24 protein-coding genes and 1 pseudogene are annotated in these 19,413 nt (G+C 40.4%); 8 read left to right on the forward strand and 17 right to left on the reverse strand.

The window, feature by feature from the left end:
- Positions 1-30 precede the first annotated feature (30 nt).
- Positions 31-144 (reverse strand): hypothetical protein, encoded by a 114-nt coding sequence (locus MY9_RS21610; protein WP_134975484.1) that lies wholly within the window; start codon positions 142-144, stop codon positions 31-33.
- Between the two features lie 76 nt (positions 145-220).
- On the opposite strand from MY9_RS21610, the gene MY9_RS12885 reads away from it, so the two are divergent.
- Positions 221-355 carry a YqzM family protein gene (locus MY9_RS12885; protein ID WP_003229983.1) on the forward strand — a complete coding sequence of 45 codons (135 nt, stop codon included), beginning with the start codon at positions 221-223 and terminating at the stop codon, positions 353-355.
- Positions 356-395: 40 nt separating this feature from the next.
- Here the strand turns inward: MY9_RS12885 and MY9_RS12890 are convergent, their stop codons facing one another.
- From MY9_RS12890 to MY9_RS12900, 3 genes are all read right to left on the reverse strand, one after another.
- Complete coding sequence (locus MY9_RS12890) at positions 396-2,726, reverse strand: DNA internalization-related competence protein ComEC/Rec2 (RefSeq protein WP_014664667.1); 2,331 nt, start codon at positions 2,724-2,726, stop codon at positions 396-398.
- A 3-nt stretch (positions 2,727-2,729) separates the two neighbouring features.
- On the reverse strand, positions 2,730-3,299 hold the full coding sequence (locus tag MY9_RS12895) for a ComE operon protein 2 (protein WP_014664668.1): 570 nt from the start codon (positions 3,297-3,299) through the stop codon (positions 2,730-2,732).
- Positions 3,300-3,365: 66 nt separating this feature from the next.
- Positions 3,366-3,983 (reverse strand): helix-hairpin-helix domain-containing protein, encoded by a 618-nt coding sequence (locus tag MY9_RS12900; RefSeq protein WP_014664669.1) that lies wholly within the window; start codon positions 3,981-3,983, stop codon positions 3,366-3,368.
- An 83-nt stretch (positions 3,984-4,066) separates the two neighbouring features.
- On the opposite strand from MY9_RS12900, the gene comER reads away from it, so the two are divergent.
- Entirely contained in the window at positions 4,067-4,888 is an 822-nt protein-coding gene (gene comER, locus MY9_RS12905) for a late competence protein ComER (RefSeq protein ID WP_004398597.1), read from the forward strand.
- A gap of 65 nt (positions 4,889-4,953) precedes the next feature.
- On the opposite strand, the gene MY9_RS12910 is transcribed toward comER, so the two are convergent.
- From MY9_RS12910 to MY9_RS12945, 8 genes are read right to left on the reverse strand one after another with little or no spacing between them, the layout of a single operon-like run.
- The gene (locus MY9_RS12910) at positions 4,954-5,697 is read right to left on the reverse strand and encodes a class I SAM-dependent DNA methyltransferase (protein ID WP_014664670.1); all 744 of its coding nucleotides are present in this window, start codon (positions 5,695-5,697) and stop codon (positions 4,954-4,956) included.
- A complete protein-coding gene (gene rsfS / locus MY9_RS12915; protein WP_014664671.1) occupies positions 5,694-6,050 on the reverse strand; it encodes a ribosome silencing factor in 357 nt (118 codons plus the stop codon). Before rsfS ends, MY9_RS12910 begins: the two co-directional genes overlap by 4 nt.
- 17 nt (positions 6,051-6,067) lie before the next feature.
- On the reverse strand, positions 6,068-6,628 hold the full coding sequence (yqeK, locus tag MY9_RS12920; RefSeq protein WP_014664672.1) for a bis(5'-nucleosyl)-tetraphosphatase (symmetrical) YqeK: 561 nt from the start codon (positions 6,626-6,628) through the stop codon (positions 6,068-6,070).
- Positions 6,618-7,187: a nicotinate-nucleotide adenylyltransferase gene (locus tag MY9_RS12925; protein ID WP_014664673.1), complete on the reverse strand. Its 570-nt coding sequence runs from the start codon at positions 7,185-7,187 to the stop codon at positions 6,618-6,620. Before MY9_RS12925 ends, yqeK begins: the two co-directional genes overlap by 11 nt.
- A gap of 11 nt (positions 7,188-7,198) precedes the next feature.
- Positions 7,199-7,489 (reverse strand): ribosome assembly RNA-binding protein YhbY, encoded by a 291-nt coding sequence (gene yhbY, locus MY9_RS12930; RefSeq protein WP_014664674.1) that lies wholly within the window; start codon positions 7,487-7,489, stop codon positions 7,199-7,201.
- Positions 7,483-8,325 carry a shikimate dehydrogenase gene (gene aroE / locus MY9_RS12935; RefSeq protein WP_014664675.1) on the reverse strand — a complete coding sequence of 281 codons (843 nt, stop codon included), beginning with the start codon at positions 8,323-8,325 and terminating at the stop codon, positions 7,483-7,485. The genes yhbY and aroE overlap by 7 nt, the downstream gene beginning before the upstream one ends.
- Before the next feature lie 17 nt (positions 8,326-8,342).
- On the reverse strand, positions 8,343-9,443 hold the full coding sequence (yqeH, locus tag MY9_RS12940) for a ribosome biogenesis GTPase YqeH (RefSeq protein WP_014664676.1): 1,101 nt from the start codon (positions 9,441-9,443) through the stop codon (positions 8,343-8,345).
- A 3-nt stretch (positions 9,444-9,446) separates the two neighbouring features.
- Positions 9,447-9,965: a YqeG family HAD IIIA-type phosphatase gene (locus MY9_RS12945; RefSeq protein ID WP_003226126.1), complete on the reverse strand. Its 519-nt coding sequence runs from the start codon at positions 9,963-9,965 to the stop codon at positions 9,447-9,449.
- Positions 9,966-10,326: 361 nt separating this feature from the next.
- On the opposite strand from MY9_RS12945, the gene MY9_RS12950 reads away from it, so the two are divergent.
- Entirely contained in the window at positions 10,327-10,467 is a 141-nt protein-coding gene (locus tag MY9_RS12950) for a sporulation histidine kinase inhibitor Sda (RefSeq protein ID WP_003226124.1), read from the forward strand.
- 305 nt (positions 10,468-10,772) lie between these two features.
- Here the strand turns inward: MY9_RS12950 and MY9_RS12960 are convergent, their stop codons facing one another.
- Positions 10,773-11,504 carry an SGNH/GDSL hydrolase family protein gene (locus MY9_RS12960; protein ID WP_014664678.1) on the reverse strand — a complete coding sequence of 244 codons (732 nt, stop codon included), beginning with the start codon at positions 11,502-11,504 and terminating at the stop codon, positions 10,773-10,775.
- A gap of 432 nt (positions 11,505-11,936) precedes the next feature.
- Here MY9_RS12960 and MY9_RS12965 point away from each other — a divergent pair, with 432 nt between their 5' ends.
- Positions 11,937-12,563, forward strand: coding sequence for a TVP38/TMEM64 family protein (locus MY9_RS12965; protein ID WP_014664679.1), 627 nt, complete (start codon positions 11,937-11,939; stop codon positions 12,561-12,563).
- 159 nt (positions 12,564-12,722) lie between these two features.
- Here MY9_RS12965 and MY9_RS21205 read toward each other — a convergent pair.
- Positions 12,723-13,015, reverse strand: a pseudogene (locus MY9_RS21205) (NAD(P)-binding domain-containing protein); the annotation flags it as partial.
- A 236-nt stretch (positions 13,016-13,251) separates the two neighbouring features.
- Here MY9_RS21205 and MY9_RS12975 point away from each other — a divergent pair.
- Positions 13,252-13,974 (forward strand): YqeB family protein, encoded by a 723-nt coding sequence (locus tag MY9_RS12975; RefSeq protein ID WP_041521522.1) that lies wholly within the window; start codon positions 13,252-13,254, stop codon positions 13,972-13,974.
- A 32-nt stretch (positions 13,975-14,006) separates the two neighbouring features.
- Here the strand turns inward: MY9_RS12975 and nucB are convergent, their stop codons facing one another.
- On the reverse strand, positions 14,007-14,417 hold the full coding sequence (nucB, locus tag MY9_RS12980; protein WP_014664682.1) for a sporulation-specific Dnase NucB: 411 nt from the start codon (positions 14,415-14,417) through the stop codon (positions 14,007-14,009).
- Between the two features lie 196 nt (positions 14,418-14,613).
- On the opposite strand from nucB, the gene sigK reads away from it, so the two are divergent.
- Complete coding sequence (sigK, locus tag MY9_RS12985; protein ID WP_013308023.1) at positions 14,614-15,342, forward strand: RNA polymerase sporulation sigma factor SigK; 729 nt, start codon at positions 14,614-14,616, stop codon at positions 15,340-15,342.
- Between the two features lie 50 nt (positions 15,343-15,392).
- On the opposite strand, the gene MY9_RS12990 is transcribed toward sigK, so the two are convergent.
- Positions 15,393-17,201 carry an AIPR family protein gene (locus tag MY9_RS12990; protein WP_014664684.1) on the reverse strand — a complete coding sequence of 603 codons (1,809 nt, stop codon included), beginning with the start codon at positions 17,199-17,201 and terminating at the stop codon, positions 15,393-15,395.
- A gap of 321 nt (positions 17,202-17,522) precedes the next feature.
- On the opposite strand from MY9_RS12990, the gene MY9_RS12995 reads away from it, so the two are divergent.
- Both MY9_RS12995 and MY9_RS13000 read left to right on the forward strand, forming a co-directional pair.
- On the forward strand, positions 17,523-17,885 hold the full coding sequence (locus MY9_RS12995; RefSeq protein ID WP_014664686.1) for a helix-turn-helix domain-containing protein: 363 nt from the start codon (positions 17,523-17,525) through the stop codon (positions 17,883-17,885).
- Between the two features lie 47 nt (positions 17,886-17,932).
- On the forward strand, positions 17,933-18,619 hold the full coding sequence (locus tag MY9_RS13000) for a hypothetical protein (protein WP_014664687.1): 687 nt from the start codon (positions 17,933-17,935) through the stop codon (positions 18,617-18,619).
- Here MY9_RS13000 and MY9_RS13005 read toward each other — a convergent pair.
- Entirely contained in the window at positions 18,614-19,324 is a 711-nt protein-coding gene (locus MY9_RS13005; RefSeq protein WP_014664688.1) for a hypothetical protein, read from the reverse strand. The two genes, MY9_RS13000 and MY9_RS13005, sit on opposite strands and share 6 nt — an antisense overlap.
- Positions 19,325-19,413 lie beyond the last annotated feature (89 nt).

Consider the following 19,413-nt stretch of genomic DNA (forward strand, 5'->3'; position numbering starts at 1 on the left):
ACTTCCTCTCTTTCATCATCCCCTTCTATCCTAAATTGAGTTTACAAAATAGTAAAGAGGAAGCCTGACTGCTGCTTCCCCATTTATATTAAACGCCTGTTCGCAAGCCCCCGGGACAGCTTGTAAAAAGGCGATAATCACCAGAACAGAAAACGTTACCTAAGCTTCTAGATTTTTCAAAACGATTCGATTATACTTAAATCAGTCAGGAGGGATAAAGTTGAATGATTTTGAAAAAAACGTTCAAAGCAAACGAAATGATGCTGTAGACTCAGCTGTTGGTTTTGTTGTGTCCTTCGGATTTTTCGCCTTCTTGTTTGTCATGGCAACGGTTATTCACCTGGTTGGTTCATAACAGCGACTGCCCGGGCTGCTGATTTCTCGGCAGTCTTTTTTTAGTTCGTCTCTGTTATATCTGATGTATCATATGGAGGATAGACAGAAAAGGTTCCAACTCTGTTTTGATATCTATATTGGATCGTTCCGTTTTGATCTGTACGCAGCACACGGATAGAATGTCTCTGTAATATCTGCAGAACTTCTTGATGAGGATGGTGGTACCGATTGTTTTTCCCGGCTGAGATAATGGCCGTTTTCGGCCGAAGCTGTTTGATGAATTCTTCACCGGTAGAGCCTTTGCTCCCATGGTGCCCCACCTTTAACACATCTGCTTTTATATTCGGAAACACCTTCATCACCTCTTGTTCCCCTTCTTTCTCCAGATCACCCGTCAAGATCCAGCTCATACCGCCCATTTCCATCCACAGAACGAGAGATGAATTATTTTTGCTTGCCGGATCAGGTGCTTCAGGCGACAGTACATGGAACTGCAAATCCTTTATTTGCAACACGTCGCCTCGCTTCACCTCTTCAATTGCCACTCCCTCTTCTTTGGCTGCCTGCAGCACTTTTTCATCTTTAGGTTCAGAAACGAACCCTTTCGGAATCACGAGGCGCTTTACTTTGTGGTGCTTCAGCAAGGTCTCCGCCTCCCCGATATGATCTTGGTCAGCGTGCGTCAGAATTAAAGCATCAAGCTGATTGATTCCCTTAGCAGTTAAAAATGGAATCAGCACCTTTTCCCCCAGTGAAAACGGATGTTGTTTTTCACGCCAAGGCTCTGACGAGTAAGACAAAGTGCCGCCAGTATCGATTAAGACATGTCCCCGCTGATGCGGAGCACCTACATACATGCTGTCCCCCTGCCCAATATCAATCATATCCACTTCTCCTTCGGGACTAAGACGCGGAGATGCAAAGAGAAGAAACAGCACCGAGCAGCAAATGCCGCTGGTTACCATCAACTGAGAAAAGGAGCGTTTTTCAATCGACATCAGCAATAGGATGATCGTCACTGTGAATAAAAAGAGAAGAACAGGCGCGGGACGTGCGATGATAAGCGTGAACACATCAATATCTGCGATTTTTGTGATCAGCTTATTGGTCCAACTTATCAAGAAATCAAACCAACTGAAAAACAATCTGCCAAATGAAGCGGAAAGACTTAATAGAAGAACACCTGCTACAGCCCCCAGCAAAATACAGAACGTATAAAATGGAACCAACAACATATTCATCGGTATGCTAATGATTGAAAACTGATGAAAATGATACAGGAGAATCGGAAGCGATCCGAGCTGGGCAATGAGTGATACAATTGCCAGCTGACCTAAGGAGGTTTTTACCTGCTGAAAAATAGAAGAGGAAAGAATTAAAGAAAAACTGACGGCGAACGATAGCTGAAAACCGGCTTCAAAGAGATGATAAGGATTGAAGAGCAGAAGGGCGATATATGAAAGACAGATTGCCGTTGCCGAGCGGACACGCCATTTGGCGAGACTTCCGACTAAGTAAACACCTGACATTAAAGCGGCGCGAAGCACTGAAGGAGCAGCGCCGGTCAACATCACATAGAGCGGCAGAAATAATAGCAACAGAATTGACGCCTTTTCTCTGGTTATACCGAGACGGATCATGATAAAAAACAAACCTGCTGTGAAAATCCCAACGTGGAGCCCTGAAATCGCCAAGAGATGGACAACACCAAGCTTTTGATACGCGGTAAGCACTTCATCCTCCACATAAAATCTGTCACCAACTGTAAGCGCCTGTACAATTCCTGCCGAATCAGGAGGCAGAAGGCTGTTTGTGAATGATATGATATGTTTTCTCAAGCTGGGCACCTTGTACTTGAAATTTTCAGGTTTGCTGCAGTTTTGGATAGACGTGACAGAGTAGTTCCAATGAATATGCTGCCGATAAAGATACTCGTTATAATCAAATGCACCCGGCACAGTTGCGTGATTCGGTTCTTCCAATGTACCAGTCAACTCACATGACATTCCTGGATCTATGTATAACAGCTGTTCTTTTTCATCAGCAGACTGAATGCGATACGCAGCAGCCCATTTTTCCTTATCAGGTGTCTTAACGATCATAGACATACGGTCGCCGTCAATTTTGGGAATAGTGTCAATCACTGCCTTGAATTGATAGGTTCCCTGCCGATAGGAAGAGACATTCTGAGAATCTGTGACTGCATACAGTACAAAAAACAATATAAAAGAGAAGAAACAAACAAAAGTGAGAAAAGCGTGCCTCGTTTTGATTAAAATGATGAGGAGAAAGAGGATGAATAGAAAAATAGCGGGGAAATAAGCGGCGGCAGTAATTCCAGCCGTTGCCGAAGCTGCCGCCAAAGGCAATAACAAACGCGAATTACGCATTCATCACACGTAGCTCGTGAAAAGTGTATTCGCCTGTTCATGTATCTTTTTCAATTCTTCCTCCGCTAAACCGGCATCGGCCAATTTCCCTATAAGACCCGCTACAAATGAAAGCTTTTCCCTGTTTTTCAAATCAACGATCATTTCATCGAGTTCAACCTGTTCAACAGTTACACCCGCCTGTTCAAATAATTCCTGCGCATACGGATTTGTTTTGTAATCCTCAGCATAATAAACCGTTTTGATACCCGCTTGAATAATAGATTTGCAGCATTGAATGCACGGATAATGCGTCACATAAATCTCCGCTCCATCAGTCGGTACCCCAAACTTAGAGCATTGTAGAATCGCATTCATTTCAGCGTGAATCGTTCTTGCACAATGATCATCTATCATTAAGCATCCTTCGTCGGCACAATGCACGCCGCCCGCAATTGACCCGTTATAGCCTCCTGCAATCATGCGTTTGTCTCTGACTATAGTAGCGCCGACAGATAATCTCGGACAGGTGCTGCGCAGCGCCAATAAATGGCTTTGAGCCATAAAGTATTGATTCCATGATATTCGTTCCACGTTGTTCCCTCCAAATGTTGTGTTGCCTGACCTTTAGTTTACCTATCATAATGCATGACCGTCAAATCACTTTACTGAAATGGAAGACTTTATTTTCTCAAATGACTTTTCGCCTATTCCTGAAACCTTCGTGATATCTTCAATAGTATGGAAACGCCCATTTTCTTCCCGGTATGCAATAATAGCTTCAGCTTTGGATGGCCCCACTCCTGAGATGCCTTGTAACTCCTCTAAGGTGGCTGTATTGATATTTACCAGCTCCCCCTTCCCTCCACCGCTTTGAACAGCTCCTCCGGCACCCTGCTGCACTGCTGTTTCCTCTCCTTTTTTCGGGATGTACACCACTGTCCCGTCCTGCAGAATCTCCGCCAAATTCACTTGCACTTCATCAGCTTGCTCATTGGTTCCACCTGCTTTCTCAATTGCCTGAGATACTCTGTCCCCTGTTCGCATTTCATAAACGCCAGGATGCTGAACAGCACCTTTGATGTCTATCACAATTGCTTCGCTTGGCTCATCTTTGCCTGCTTCCTGCTTTACCTCTGTATTTACCGTCTCAGTTGGTACAGCCTGCTTCACCGGCTCTTTGTTTCTCCCGCTGGCCAGAAAGATCATAATTGCTGTGAAAACAGCTGCAGAAGCCGCTAAAATCATTGCTTTCTTATGCTGATTCAACCAATTCATCGTGCATGTTCCCCGCTTTCGTCATATTTTATTTTCATAACACATATGGTTTAGAGGATAATAGCTCAAAGGAGGGGAAACCATTGAAGATAGGCTTTATCGGCACAGGAAATATGGGTACGATCCTTATAGAATCATTTATTGAATCAAAAGCAGCCGATCCCTCAAACATGACAATCACAAACCGCACAATTGAAAAAGCGTTGCACATAAAAAACCGCTACAACAGCATCAACGTTACCGAAAGTCTCGAAAAGCTCGTTTCTGAAAACGAGATGATTTTTATTTGTGTTAAGCCGCTTGATATATATCCTTTACTGGCAAGAGCGTTACCTTATTTAAGAAAAGATCATATTCTCATTTCAATTACAAGCCCCGTTCAAACCGAACAGCTCGAACAATATGTGCCGTGTCAAGTGGCGCGAGTGATCCCAAGTATTACGAACAGGGCGCTGGCAGGTGTTTCTCTCGTCACTTTCGGCACAAGCTGCGGCGAATCTGCAAAAGCGAAAATCAATGAGCTGATGCAGCATATTTCTCATCCGCTGCAAATTGAAAGTGACATAACGAGAGTTGCATCAGACATCGTAAGCTGCGGCCCCGCTTTTATGAGCTATCTGATTCAGCGGTTTATAGATGCAGCTGTTTCGGAAACGTCAGTGTCTAAACAGGACGCGATTTTGATGTGTAAGGAAATGCTTGTCGGAATGGGAAAACTGTTAGAAACCGAATTGTACACCCTGCCTGCATTACAGGAAAAGGTTTGCGTTAAAGGCGGTGTAACGGGAGAAGGCATTAAAGCGCTGGAAAGCGGTGTGCAGGATATGTTTCATCGGGTATTTCAAAATACTCATATGAAGTACGAGGAGGATATTTCCGCAGTGAAAAAGCAGTTTCATGTGTAGGCGAGTATGTCATACTTTTGTCTGTACTGCAAAAGCATAAAAAAGCATTTTAAAAAACCATCGTTTTAGGAAACGATGGTTTTTGGTTTCTGCGCCTTGAAAAATAGGCGTTCTGATTGTGCTGATGGCTCAGAATCCGTAAAATCAGCTGTCACGTGATGGAGCTGAAAGCCACAGTTCTTCAGCATTTCTTCGTATTCATCCACTGGGAACGTTCTTTGCTCGTGTGTCTCATCAAAGCGGTCATATGCTTCTCCGTTCCAAACAAAAAACGACATATCATGAATGACAGAAAGCTCTTCACTTCCAGCAAAGCTCTGCCAAATATAGCTGATATCTTCGTCCTGGTCAGCAAATGTGCTATCCGGAAAAACTTCTGCAATTTTATAAGATGAATGTACATCAAACAGCAAAATGCCTCCAGGCTTTAACACCCGAAACACACTTTTAAAGGTTTGGATTACATCATTTTTTGTTTTTAAATAATTTAATGAGTCACAGCATATCGCAACAGCATCAAACTGACCGTCAAAGCCGGAAATCTCTCTCATATCCTGCTGAAGAAATAGAATAGGCTGGCTACTAGATACCTTTTGCTGGGCGAAGGAAAGCATCTCCTCGCTGAGATCGATGCCTGTAACCTCGAAACCTTTTTCGGCAAGCCGGATGGAGATTTCTCCCGTGCCGCATGCAAGATCAAGAACACGGCCTTTTTCCGGGAGAGATGCATCAATCCATTTTGTCCATTGATCATAAGGCGCGTGTGACATCAACTCGTCATACACGCTTGCAAAGCCTTGATAAATCATTGGTTCATTCCAAGGTCAAGATCTGCGAGCGGAGCGTCTCCCCACAGCTTTTCAAGGTTATAGTAGCTTCTTTCGTCCTTGTGGAAGACATGAACAATCACATCGCCAAGGTCAACGAGCACCCATCTTGCTTCATCAAAGCCTTCCATCTTTTTGACTTGAATGCCGTTTTCATCAGCCTGATCCTTGATTTCACGGGCAATCGCCTGCACCTGTTTATCTGAATTTCCGTGGCAGATCAAAAAATAATCAGCAACTAGAGAAATGCCTTCCATATCCAGTGCTAAAATATCCTCTGCCCGTTTATCATCGCATGCCGCAGCTGCGAGCTTTAAAATGGCCTTTTGGTTCATTCACAAATTCCTCCTGTTCAGTTGCCAGACACAAGCCAGTTATATGTTAAAAATGTGTCTGGAAAAACCGGTTGATTTTTTTTCATAAGAAAAACCATTGTATTTTTAATGGACTGAATCAGCGCTTGATTCAAATCAGTCTCAGCAAGCTTACGCACCTCATCGACACCGGGAAATGCCCGATTAGGCTCAATGTAATCAGCAACGTAAATGACTTTTTCTAAAAGTGTCATGCCAGGGCGCCCTGAGGTATGATACCTGATGGCGTCAAGAATGTCTTCATCTTGGACACCCGCTTCTCTTTGGACCAAATACGCGCCGACCGGAGCGTGCCAGAGCTCCGGATTATGATCCAATAAATGCGCAGGCATTTTTTCTCGCGCAATAATTTGTTTCATTTCTTCTTTTGGGCGGAATTTGGCATAATCATGAAAGATCGCCGCTGTTTCCGCTTTTTTAGAATCGGCTCCAAAACGCTCCGCAAGTTCGATCGCCGTGTTCATCACGCCAATCGTGTGGATATATCGATGTTCGGTCAATTGCTGTTTCACGCATGCAAGTGCCTCCTCACGATTCATATAAACCATTCTCCTCTACATACTTCTTCACTTTATCAGGGATTAAGTAGTCAGTGGGCTTCTTGCTTTTAAACCGTTCCCTTATCATAGTTGATGATACCTCAAATTCCGGAACGTCTGCAAAGAGAAGCGGATAAGGGGTTTCAACATGAAAACCGGGGCGCTTTACTCCAATAAATTGAATGAGGTTCAGCAGCTCGTCCAGCTTATACCATTTCGGCAAATATTCAATCATATCAGCACCGATAATAAAGAACAGCTGATCATTTGGATAACGCTGCTTCAATAAAGAAACGGTATCAAAGGTATATGATGGCCCTTCTCTTTCCATTTCAACAAGCTCCAGCTTAAAGGACGGATTGGATTGAATCGCAAGCTTCAGCATTTCCACGCGATGCAAGCTGTCGGTATAGTCTTCGTCCTGTTTATGCGGCGGAATTTGATTGGGCATAAACCAAATTTCATCAAGCCCCGCCTGGTACAGCACCTCATTCGCCATTAAGAGGTGACCATTATGCGGAGGATCAAACGTGCCTCCGAAAATTCCGATTTTCTTCATTTCAACCACCTTTAAGGAAGCTCGATTTGTTTATTTTCCTTTGATTCCTTATATAACACAATTGTATTGCCGATTGTCTGCACCAATTGAGAACGGCTTCCTTTTACAAGAGCGTCCGCCACATCATTTTTATCCTCTTCGCAATTCTGGAGAACACTGACTTTAATCAGCTCTCTCGCTTCAAGTGCCTCAGCAATTTGTTTAATCATGTTGTCGTTTACTCCGCCTTTACCTACTTGAAAAATCGGCGTTAAATGATGCGCTTTTGAACGCAAAAAACGTTTTTGTTTACCTGTTAACATTCTGTTCCTCCTAATTTTCCTATTACAATTGTTCTCATTTTTTCAATATCAGGCTCTTGTCCAGTCCATAATTGAAAGGATAATGCCGCCTGTTCAACAAACATGCCCACACCATCAAGTGTTTTTAAGCCTTTCTGGCTTGCTTCTTTTAAAAGAGCCGTCTGAATTGGATTATACACGATATCACATACGACAGCACTGCTTGCGGCACGCTGTAATGAAAGCGGCACTTCATCCACGTTCGGATACATGCCCACTGATGTTGTATGGATGATCACATCATACTGCTCAAGACGTTCTTCTGCTTCTTTTAAGCTTAATACTTCTTTATTGTGAAACGAAGGAGTGGATTCTGTAAGCCGCTTTGCTTTTTCCAGCGTCCGGTTGCAAATGTCAAATTTTTTTGGGCTATTACGGACAATTGTTGTAAAGATGGCTCTCGCCGCTCCGCCCGCGCCGATCATTAAAAATGACAGTTCAGAGATGGGCTTGTCTAATACCTTCATTAATGACTTTACAAAGCCTTCCCCGTCGGTATTGTATCCGACAAGCTTGTCTCCCTCTCTTCTGACCGTGTTTACGGCACCAAGCACTTTTGCACTCTCATCAATATGATCCAAATAATCCATAATAGAAACCTTGTGCGGGACAGTCACATTGATTCCTTGTACGCCTAGAGCTTTTATTCCCTTTACCGCATCCTCCAGATCATTCTCTTCCACCTTGAAGGCATGATAATGCCCGTCAAGCCCAAGATCTTTCAATGATGCGTTATGAATATCAGGTGACATGGAATGGCCAATCGGATTTCCGATAACCCCGTACAGCTTTTTCATACTCCTCTCCCCTTTTCTTAAATTAATGAGCGCCGAACAAATACATGAACGCCTTTTGGAGCGTATGCAGTTACCTTTTTATCGGCGTCATGGACAGTAACCCAGCCTAACCCAGAGAAAACGATATCTGTCTTTTTGTCTTTTATCGTAAACGTATGGGCGACCAATTCCGGAAACTCATCCATTTCATCTTTACCTGGAGGCGTGAGCAATTCCCCTGCATGCTTTTCATAAAGCGCATCTGCATTTTTAAGTTTTGTTCTATGAATCATCAGCTCATTTGGCATATAACAAATAAAAGGAGATCTTTCCCCAGACACATAATCGAACCTTGCAAGTCCGCCAAAATACAGTGTTTGCTGATCATTAAGCTGAAAAGTGCGAGGCTTCAGCTCTTTTTTAGGGGATAGTATTTTCAGATCCTTCTTATTGACATAATGCGCCATTTGATGGTTGTTGATAATTCCCGGAGTATCATAAAGCGCTGAGCCGTCATCCAGCGGAATTTCAATCGCATCAAGGGTTGTGCCAGGAAATTGGGATGTTGTAATAATATCTTCTTCACCTGACACTTCTTTAATAATCCGGTTAATAAAGGTGGACTTCCCTACATTTGTACATCCGACAACATAGACATCTTTGCCGTTGCGGTAATGCTCAATCGCATCAATGACTTCTTTGATTCCCTGGCCGCGTCCTGCACTGACCAAAAATACGTCAACAGGTTTTAAGCCAAGCTCTTTCGCTTCACGTTTCATCCACTGGATCAGACGCTCTCTTTTCAGTGACTTAGGCAAAATATCCGCTTTATTGCCAACTAATAAGATAGGGTTCCCCCCCACCAAGCGCTGCAGCCCATTAATCCAGCTGCCGTTAAAATCAAAAATATCAACTATTTTTACGACAAGAGAGTCCGTTTCCCCAATACCGTGAAGGATGTTCAAAAAATCATCATCCGTTAAGGAAACATCTTGTATTTCATTGTAGTTTTTCAGTCTGAAACAACGCTGGCAAATCACATTTTCTTTCGTAAGCGATGCAGGCGGCGCGTACCCCAGACCTGTTTTGTCCTCGGTTTGGATTGCAACTCCGCATCCGATACAAACAACCTTTTCCATTTCTTACTCCTCCCACTGAATGTGCCCTTTTCGTTTGAGAGCACTCAGTATTCTGCGTTCAACCTGGCGATTAAAGCGCGTAATGAATCCGTCAGAGGAAGCGACAGGCACGACCAAAATCGTATGGTAGCCGTTTCGGTTTCCCCCGAGTACATCGGTCAGCAGCTGGTCTCCGATGACCACGCAGTCCTCTTTTTTCAGCTCCATATTGCGCACCGCTCTATTAAAGGCTTTACCCATCGGTTTTCTTGCTTTATAGATGAATGGGATTCCAAGCGGTTCAGAGAAAAGTTTCACTCTTCTTTCATTATTATTAGAGACGATTGTCACTTTAATGCCGTGTTCCTTCATTTCTTCAAACCACTCGATCAAGCGCGGCGTCGCGTTCGGCCTGTCCCATTCAACAAGCGTATTATCCAGATCAGTAATAATCCCTTTTACATTTCGTTCCTTTAATTTTTCAGGTGTAATATGAAAAATATTTTTTACAAACTCGTCAGGTAAAAAAAACTTTTTTAACAAAACCCGCACCCTTCCCTTTTCTTTCTCCTTAATATGATTGTCGAAAAAAATCGAACTTGCGCCTAAAGAAAAACTGAGCAAAAAAATTTCGACAAAAATTGGGTTTCTTCACCAGGTGTGGATAAATTTACACACACTATCCACTCTTATTACATCACTCTTTAGACAAATTATAAACACGATACTCACAAGTTATCCACTTTTTGGTGTGGATAACAGAACGATTGTTCTTATATTCATTTCATGGTAGATTAAAGATAACTTCAACCTCAGATAAACGCAACTTATCATTGTATGCGTTAAGATCATGAATGATTCCAACTTTTAAGGAGGTGCCTCTCCCATTAATTGGGTTCCTAGCATGAGAAAACTGTCTGATGAATTACTAATAGAATCTTATTTCAAAGCCACCGAGATGAATTTAAACCGTGACTTTATCGAGTTAATTGAAAACGAAATAAAAAGAAGATCGCTCGGACATATTATTTCCGTATCTTCTTAATAGGAATTTGTCTATTTTTTCCGGGCGTATTTCCTTTTTTTACTCAGATGACTGATATTATATCACTTCGGCTGCGCGCTTTACTACTATTTTCAGCAAAAAACACCCCTAAAAAGAGGTGTTTTAAAGGGCCGGTTATTATGCTAACCAGTATATGCCGCCCACAACCAGGAGAACAACAACTAAAACAACAATAAAAGCGTATCCATATGCTCTGCCTGCGCCATACATGTGAAGCGCCTCCTTAATAAGGTTTTATAACAGCCTATGTAGGAGAAATAAATCGGACTAGGCGGTTGTCCGGCTCAACGCTGCAGAATCTGCCCATCTTGTATTCCTTCATATACGATCCTTGCCCCTTTAGGTGTCATATGATTGCCTGAAGGATCTATAAGACCGGATTGGATAAGCGCTTCATCAGTTGCTTTTCCGCCGTCTGCTTCTATAAAATGCTTCCAGTTATCTACAAGAGGGACATTCAGGCGCTTCGACACATCTCTTGTAATATCGTTGTATGAGTCGTGCCATTTCCTTGCTCCGCCTTTTGGTTCAAAAGCAGCTGCTTTATATCTGGAATAGTAAAACAGATGATGCTTCCCATTACCTTCTATAATCGGAATACACGTCATTAAGATTGGCTTGATCCCGTGTTTTCTGCTTTCTTCAATAAAATAAACCAGATTTTCTCTAAAACGCTGCTTCGACACTCTCGGTTTTCCCTCAGTCAGTATGGCGGCGTCATTTGTGCCGAACATAATAAACAAATACTTCGGTTTTTGATCCAGCACATCTGTCTGAAACCGAAGACGGGCATCCTCTGTCGTCTGTCCTCCGATTCCCGCATTGAGTATATCAAGGTTACCGCGTTCAGCTGTTTTAAGTATATTGACCCACTGCTGTGCTTTTGGATAATCGCGATAATCCCAATTAGAGCCACGCGTATTGCTGTCACCAAATGCTACAACGTCTTCGTATCCCATTCCCTCGCACCCTGCTGTAACGAACAACAGAAGGAAAAGGATGATAAAATGTTTCATCTTTACACCCCCAAAAGCCTCACCTTAATGTTATACCTCTGTTTCCCTTCGTTCAACGAAGAGTTTTTTTGCTAACACTGTTTTTTCCTATAGTTAACGTGTCCCCCTCAGTGAATATCATTCTGCTTTCATTGCGGCGCAGCAGATGACTTTTTATTTTTAAATTCCCTTCTCTCTAATCTGAAAAACACACAAACCAAAGGAAATAAATAGGCTAAGATACAGCTTATCCCTTAAGGTTATGGTTACCCTTTCTATCTTCCCTATGTTAAGAAAACAGAGAGATAGACGGACAGCCTTTTTTATGAACTAAAAAGAATTGTGTTCTTAACCTGGTTTTCAGTTGAACGGCTGAAATGACACCAGTTATACTAATTTAGATGACGGAGATTTTGGCTCCTGACATCATCTAAGTTGGGAGTGACATAGACTATGTTAAAAAAGGGAATAGGTATACTTGTGATTATCGCTATCATTGCAGTCGGTTTTTTTCAAAAAGAAGCTTGGCTTGATGCAATCAAAGCAGGGGGGATATTTTCCGTTTTATTTAGTATGCTGCTGATTGCTGTCGATGTTTTTTTCCCAATAGTGCCGTTTGCTTTAGTTGCAGCTTTAAATGGCGCTGTGTTCGGGACGGCAAATGGAATTTGGATTACACTGACCGGCTCAATGCTTGGTACAATATTGCTGTTTTTTCTCGCCAGGTACAGTTTTAGGGATTGGGCCAGAAGAAAAGTTCAGGCATATCCTGCCATACAAAGCTACGAGGCTTCCTTCAACAAAAATGCTTTTACCGCTGTTTTATTAGGAAGGCTGATACCGGTCATACCTTCCCTTATAATGAACGTGATCTGCGGACTGAGTCAGGTTCGCTGGCATGTTTTTTTCTTTGCATCTTTCATAGGGAAAATCCCCAATATTGTTGTTGTCACCATTGCAGGTGCCAACTTCACCAGCAATAAATTATTGTCTATCAGCATTTACGGTGCGTATATTCTGATCATCATGCTGGTCATATATAAAAAGTTCCCTCATCTTCTGAAGGTGCCAAACAAATAAGGAGGCTTGTTCGCCCCCTTACTTTTTTTCCGTCGCATGGCCTCCAAATTTTGAAGGGCAGCGACATGCGACCACAGGAGTTGCGGTCTGCAGGATCAAGAGTGGTTTCCGCCGTCCGTTTCCCTTCACCTATGGATCATTTTTCAAAAATGTCCGCTTCCCGCTTCCGACGGCGGTGTCCCGAAAAAGCAGTTCTACAATCTCCCATGCTTTATGATCACCCCCCACCATAAAACAGGCTCCATGCCATGCGCCTTCATTCCGCCCGCCGTACCGGCATCGAGATAATGGATACCGCTTCTTTCATTTAATTGTAGCGGTAGATCGATTCTTTTTAATGATAATCATATCGCCTTTTCTTAATAAAGGTCAAACATCACGCAAAACTGCATCATCTCTATGAATTGCTTTCCTATGTTTATTTTCCCTAAGCCGATTAATCCGATTTTCATGCCTGTTCTTCCTGATTGTCAAAAGCCTTTACTTTTTATGTTCCCTTTGTATTTGATACGCAGGAAAACAAATGAAACTACATCTTCTGCCCATTTTAATATGTTTTTCATGACCTGCTGTACCTGCCAGTTCCATTTCAGAACCCTCTTTAAATCCATAATTTTTACTTTATCCTTGATTTACCATCTCGTTGAGTTAAAATATGGGAAGAGAATTTTCAGTAAAAGAAGGTGTCATGTTGCAGAATCAATCTCATACTCTTATTGGTGTTACGAAAACCGCTGTATTCTTTTTATACGCTGCACTTGCAATCATCGGTTTTACCATCGGGTATTTTATCCCGCAGATTGCGAAATGGGCATTATCCCTCCCGTGGATTCCTTTTGAAGGACCGCTTCGGCTCATCACCTCTTTTCAGGGATCAACAGCTGCATTTATCACTGCTCTTCTCGGTATGACTGCAGGGATTTGGTTCGCTCATTCTGTTATTGCAATGCTGCTGTCTGTCAAGATTACAGATCACACAGTGGAATTCATGAAAGGAAAAAAAGTGCAATCAATTCATTCCGGTGACATCGCTCTTGTATTTATGGATCACAAACAGCTTGTCCTCCTAGGAACAGCCGGATATGAATTGGTACGGGAAGAAATTGATGAAAAACCAGTAAACGTTGAGAAGGCCTTTAAACAGCATCATTACGAATGGGCAGCAGATGGTGATCCGTTTACAGATCAATTTCGCCGATGGATTCCTGATGCACCTGACCTATCGCAAGGCGCCCATGCCTTATTAAAAGCTCGTCACAAAGCGCTGGAGGACGAACAAAAAGACGATATTGAAGAATTCCGTCTCGATCTGGCACAGCTGGGCATTGTTGTACGGGACGAAGGCACACGCCAATATTGGCGAAAAGCAGAAACATATCCCCCGAACATTCAGCACGGCGAAGGGTTGTAACAACAGAGGCTCAAGAAAGAGCCTCTTCTTTACTACTGCACAATAAACAGCACTCTGGTGCCGTCAGGATAGCTGCTCATTTGATTCCCTACCCATGAGCCGGCCCCGCGATTATCAGAAGGCGTCACATATCGGACATCAGCTCCTGCGCCGCCTTCCTCGCAGACCGCCATCGGCCACTCATCCCGATCATAGCCCGGCTTCGTCGGAATACCCTTTAATGATTCCTCCCGCCTTTTGTCTGCTCCATCTCTATCTATGGTGCAAATCTCAGAATGTCCCTCTGCAATCGCATCTCTAATATGATCGCCTGTTTCCGGATAACGAGACAGCGGAAAATATAACACTTTGTCATACAAAGAAGCGCCTTGGATCTGCTGCGGAACCATTACACAAAGAAAAACTGCTGCAGCAATAAACAGGCCTGCCATCCATTTTTTCATTCCCATCCCCCCATACATTTGTTCATTTCAATGTATGGGCGCATGATAAAAATTATTGTTAACATTTGAAGTTAATATGCTGTTTACAAAAGCCCAGGCTCCCATGCGAGAAATTTCCCGGTACAGACACAGACAGCCTCCCGCCCACATACATTTACATATAGGCTTTTGCCTACATACTTTTGTGGAGGTGACGATGGTGACAGGTGTTTTCGCAGCGCTCGGCTTTGTTGTTAAAGAGCTTGTCTTTTTAGTATCTTACGTGAAAAACAATGCCTTTCCACAACCGCTCTCAAGCAGCGAGGAAAAAAAATACTTAGAGCTTATGGCTAAAGGGGATGAACATGCCAGAAACATGCTGATTGAGCATAATCTTCGCTTGGTCGCCCATATTGTGAAAAAATTTGAAAATACAGGTGAGGATGCAGAGGACTTAATCTCCATCGGAACGATCGGGCTGATAAAAGGAATTGAAAGCTATTCCGCGGGTAAAGGGACAAAGCTGGCGACGTATGCTGCGAGGTGTATTGAAAATGAAATCCTCATGCATTTGCGCGCATTGAAAAAAACAAAAAAAGATGTGTCCCTTCACGATCCGATCGGGCAGGATAAAGAAGGGAATGAAATAAGCCTGATTGATGTTTTGAAATCAGAAAACGAAGATGTGATAGACACGATCCAGCTCAATATGGAGCTTGAAAAAGTGAAACAATACATTGACATTTTAGATGACCGTGAAAAGGAAGTGATTGTCGGGCGGTTTGGACTTGATTTGAAGAAGGAAAAAACGCAGCGTGAGATTGCCAAAGAACTCGGGATCTCGCGCAGCTATGTATCGCGGATTGAAAAGCGGGCGCTGATGAAGATGTTTCATGAGTTTTATCGGGCAGAGAAGGAAAAGCGGAAGAAGGCGAAGGGGAAATAAGATCGGAAAAGGCCAGGATATTTTAAAATTCTGGCCTTTTAAAGATAGAGTTAAACTGGTGAAGTAACTTTTTTTAGTGTGTCCACATTCTTTTTAAATTCTTCGTATATTGGTTTATTAACAGCTTTTGTAGCTGAAACTAAGCGTATAAACTCTTGGGTTGCATCTTTTAACACATCGGCTTTTTTAAGGTTTCCGTTTACTACTTGTGATGTTCCTTCATCTGTAAAAGAAATGCAAGCTTCCAATATATTTGACCATATGCTTTCATAATGAGACAAAGACTTTCTTGCTTCATTGTTGAAGCTCAAATCAAAGAGATTAACAATTTTTTCATCTAATATGAGATCCATACTGGCAGATATTATTGACATTATGATATATATTGAACCACTATGCGATAAATTGTTTAATAAGATTATCTCATTCTCAAGTAGTTGGTTAGAACTCTTTTTCATTCTTAATTTTTTTTTATAAGATAACAATGCCTGATAAAGTGAAAAAACAAACATTATATGGCTAGCAGACGTATCGTCATTAAATATCTTAGAATATAGTTCATTCCGCTCCCATATTTCTGATTTTTTGTGTGTAGCACTAACAGGATCACCATGAAAAGCCATTAAAGCTTGCGCAACGCGATCAAAAGCTAGTAAATTTCTGTGTCTAGGTATAGCATCACTGTCCCCACCCCTTCGTCCTCCTAAATAGGTAACATCATATACTTCAAACTCAGATCTTAATTTCTTTTGAATTTCATCGTTACTTCGGAAGTCAGAAGGGATTACATCGTTTTGACTATTATTAAATTTTATGATATTTTCTACAACATTTTTATTTTCACAGGCAATAAACCTAACAGGGACTTTAGCTTCCTTGCCAGGAACCTCACCACTATTTCCAATAGCTCCCGTAGTTTGAGCACCGTTAACAATAGACAATCCCTTAATATTTATTGTTTGTATAACTTCCCCTTTTCTAGACTGACGTCTACCTATTCTCATACTATTTACCAAAGCTGTAATTCCATTATTATATACTAAGAAGTTACCTGGTGTTTCTTTTACGGATTTTTTAATATTATGGTTAATATTCGCAGAAGACTTTCTACTTCCTAGATAACCCCTTACATTTGCAGAGTATAAGTCATCACTGTATTCACTATATATCTTATAAATCCAACTTGCAGGAACATTGCAACTATAAACCTCCCACTCAGAAGATTTCTCGTGATATCCTCCTGTAGTCCTTATCTTAAATTCATCTGTAACAAGAATATTGTTTTCTGAAGATCTATACAACCTTTCTAATTTGTTCAAACCAATTTCACTTGCTTCAACTTTAATTTCTTGCATTAGTTCATTTTCTATCATAAACGTATTCATATGTCCTTTTGCACTTAATTCGACGGTTTTAAGTTCTTCAGAAATATTCTCTGATTCTGGACAGTTATGAATATACCAAATCTCAAATTTATTAATGATCCCTTCTTTAATTGCATCTCTAACTTCAAGTGCTCTGGGCTTAATAATGTCAGGTAAGTTTTCATCTGAAGCTAACAGTAACCAATTAAATGCAGTATTTAAATCTGCAGCTTTATTTCCTTTAGCAGTTTTGACCCCTTCTTTTTCTGTATAAAAACTTTGCGCTAATACAACAACTCCTAATTCTCTATCTAAATATATTACATCACATTTTTTGTCGTTAGGACCATCTGTTATAGACTCTGCCGCCACACTATGGATATCCTCTACGGAAAATTTCAACTGTAGACCAAACATTGCAAGAGCTTCCGATCCATAAATCTTCAAATCATCTCTACTATTAAAAGCATGTAAAAAAGCATATTTTTCTCCCAAGTTATTTTCCCCCTATATGTATATATTATGTGTTAAACACACTCTTTTTCACTTACTTAATATCGACAATAAAGAATCAAAATTGAACTTTGTGGGAGAGATGTCGAATTTCTTCTTGCAAAAACTTGTTTTTGGATGAAAATAAAACTTAAAGCTGACTCTTCTTGTTAAGAAAAACAACCCACCTTAAAGCTTCTAGATTCAATCTTATTGCCAAAACAACAAAACCAATATTTATTTTTTGCTATTTAAGCAAAACACGTTTTTCAAAATCAGAAAAATGGTAAAATTTATTTGCTATATTGGAGAGTAGGTGTTTAAATGCCTAATAAAAAAATTGGAAATGTAATAAGGTCACTTAGGGAGAAGAGAAACCTAACACAAAAAGAATTAGCAAGTAGGATTGGATTAAATAACAGCGTTCTTTCAAGAATTGAATCTGGAAATAGGCCTGTTAACGATACAGAAATTAACTTGTTTGCTGATTTTTTTCAAGTTACTACAGATTATCTCCTTGGAAGAACTGAACATGCCAAAAAGTTAGACATAAAATGTGAAATTAGAAATATGGAACTTTTCGATTTAAAACAATGGGATGTTCTAACTAAAGAAGATATTCTTGAAATACAACAACACTTTGAGTGGGTTAAACAAAGAGCAAAAGATAGAAAAAACAATCTTTAATTTAGAAATAAAAAAGACTAAATGACTTTTATACTGGAGTGTTTTTCATGCCTAAAGCCTTTTTAGCCTGTATCGTTCATAAGTTCATGGAAGAAGAATCTTATGTATACCCCACACAGGCAGAATTGTTAAATGAAATTGTAGAAGGAGATCTTTATACGGAGATACACTTAGAAGAAAAAAGTTTCTATAATGGTTTCGCAAAATATAGATGTCATCATGATTTCAAGCAAAATAAAATGGGGAAAGTTTTTGGAAAGACATTCAATTATTATTTTGAGCCATTAAACTTTAATACATATTTTTCATCAAATGACAACCTAGCTTTCATTTCGACAAAAACTGAAGCTTCTTTAGATTTTATGAAATACTTAAATTCATCTAAATATTTTAAGATGGAGCCTATCCAAATTGACTTTTCTAAGATATATCCTCTTATTCTTGAAGTCGCCGGTGCCTGGATTGCAGATATACAAAAAGTTCATCTAAGAACTGCCGGATATTTTGGACCTAATGTTCATAAAAGTGATGAATTTAAAGCTGCCGCGAATGAGGGAAATGTTTCCTCTGTGAACATTAAATTCTGCAGTGCAATTGATAATGAAGAATATCAAATAACAATCTCGAAAAAAGGGTCAATAACTTTATATGATTCTTTTAAAAGTCACTTTGAAGAGTTGAGACTAGTACTTGAAGTTTATAATAGACTGTTAAATCCCCATCAGATTTTATGATGGGGAAATTGTTAAATATTTTTTTGAATAAGTATTCAACTTGTGTAAAGAAGTAGCTGTGAATTTGAATGAATCCTTTGTGATTATAACATTATCCTCATTTGTTTTAAAACTTATATTAAAATCCTTAATGTTTTTATTATTAACTTTTTTTAAATAATACCCATAATAAGGGTTAACTTCTTTAAACTTAATATCAACTGCATATAATGAATTATCTGGTTTTAAAACAGCGCTTATCTCATCTAATAGAGTACCAATCTCATTTTGAATAATTTTCTTTGATCTTCTATAGGATATATCAAGATCATCCATAAAAAAATTCAGTTTATTATGATATTCATCTAAACTGACTTCAAAATGAATTGTATTAACTTTATATCTTCTCCTTGTATTAGAGAGTAAAGACATTTTACAATATGCATCTTTCAACAAGATTAAATCAAGTTTTTCGAAAATATCTCTCGAAAAGTCTCCGGTAAACTCTATATCCATATTCCAAGAACAGTCAGGATTTTTAAAATCAAAATAAATTTTTTGACAAAAAATAAAGAGCTTTTCAGATTTACTATAACTAAGTTGGAGAGCAAATAACATCCATCCTAAAATTGTAGTTCCATTTGCAAAAAATGAATTCGGACTAGCAAAAAGGTTAATGGAAATTAAACTTATGGTCACAATCCACACTAATAATAATAGCCACATCGATAAGCCCTCCTTTCGATCAATTATAGAACAAATTATTTGATTTGTCTCCCTTTACAAGAACATTAGTTCGTTTTTTTTATAATCAA

Source organism: Bacillus sp. JS, assembly GCF_000259365.1.
GTDB lineage: Bacteria > Bacillota > Bacilli > Bacillales > Bacillaceae > Bacillus > Bacillus stercoris.

Excerpts from the sequence above, each read along its gene's own strand:
- aroE (WP_014664675.1), bottom strand. The coding sequence starts at position 8,325 with ATGAAAAAGCTGTACGGGGTTATCGGAAATCCGATTGGCCATTCCATG.
- rsfS (WP_014664671.1), bottom strand. The coding sequence starts at position 6,050 with ATGAACCAAAAGGCCATTTTAAAGCTCGCAGCTGCGGCATGCGATGAT.
- MY9_RS12950 (WP_003226124.1), top strand. The coding sequence starts at position 10,327 with ATGAGAAAACTGTCTGATGAATTACTAATAGAATCTTATTTCAAAGCC.
- MY9_RS12965 (WP_014664679.1), top strand. The coding sequence starts at position 11,937 with ATGTTAAAAAAGGGAATAGGTATACTTGTGATTATCGCTATCATTGCA.
- MY9_RS12900 (WP_014664669.1), bottom strand. The coding sequence starts at position 3,983 with ATGAATTGGTTGAATCAGCATAAGAAAGCAATGATTTTAGCGGCTTCT.
- sigK (WP_013308023.1), top strand. The coding sequence starts at position 14,614 with ATGGTGACAGGTGTTTTCGCAGCGCTCGGCTTTGTTGTTAAAGAGCTT.
- MY9_RS12925 (WP_014664673.1), bottom strand. The coding sequence starts at position 7,187 with ATGAAGAAAATCGGAATTTTCGGAGGCACGTTTGATCCTCCGCATAAT.
- MY9_RS13000 (WP_014664687.1), top strand. The coding sequence starts at position 17,933 with ATGCCTAAAGCCTTTTTAGCCTGTATCGTTCATAAGTTCATGGAAGAA.
- yqeH (WP_014664676.1), bottom strand. The coding sequence starts at position 9,443 with ATGGAAAAGGTTGTTTGTATCGGATGCGGAGTTGCAATCCAAACCGAG.
- MY9_RS12995 (WP_014664686.1), top strand. The coding sequence starts at position 17,523 with ATGCCTAATAAAAAAATTGGAAATGTAATAAGGTCACTTAGGGAGAAG.
- nucB (WP_014664682.1), bottom strand. The coding sequence starts at position 14,417 with ATGAAAAAATGGATGGCAGGCCTGTTTATTGCTGCAGCAGTTTTTCTT.
- MY9_RS13005 (WP_014664688.1), bottom strand. The coding sequence starts at position 19,324 with ATGTGGCTATTATTATTAGTGTGGATTGTGACCATAAGTTTAATTTCC.
- MY9_RS12890 (WP_014664667.1), bottom strand. The coding sequence starts at position 2,726 with ATGCGTAATTCGCGTTTGTTATTGCCTTTGGCGGCAGCTTCGGCAACG.
- MY9_RS12910 (WP_014664670.1), bottom strand. The coding sequence starts at position 5,697 with ATGATTTATCAAGGCTTTGCAAGCGTGTATGACGAGTTGATGTCACAC.
- yqeK (WP_014664672.1), bottom strand. The coding sequence starts at position 6,628 with ATGAATCGTGAGGAGGCACTTGCATGCGTGAAACAGCAATTGACCGAA.
- MY9_RS12975 (WP_041521522.1), top strand. The coding sequence starts at position 13,252 with ATGTTGCAGAATCAATCTCATACTCTTATTGGTGTTACGAAAACCGCT.
- MY9_RS12960 (WP_014664678.1), bottom strand. The coding sequence starts at position 11,504 with ATGAAACATTTTATCATCCTTTTCCTTCTGTTGTTCGTTACAGCAGGG.
- yhbY (WP_014664674.1), bottom strand. The coding sequence starts at position 7,489 with ATGTTAACAGGTAAACAAAAACGTTTTTTGCGTTCAAAAGCGCATCAT.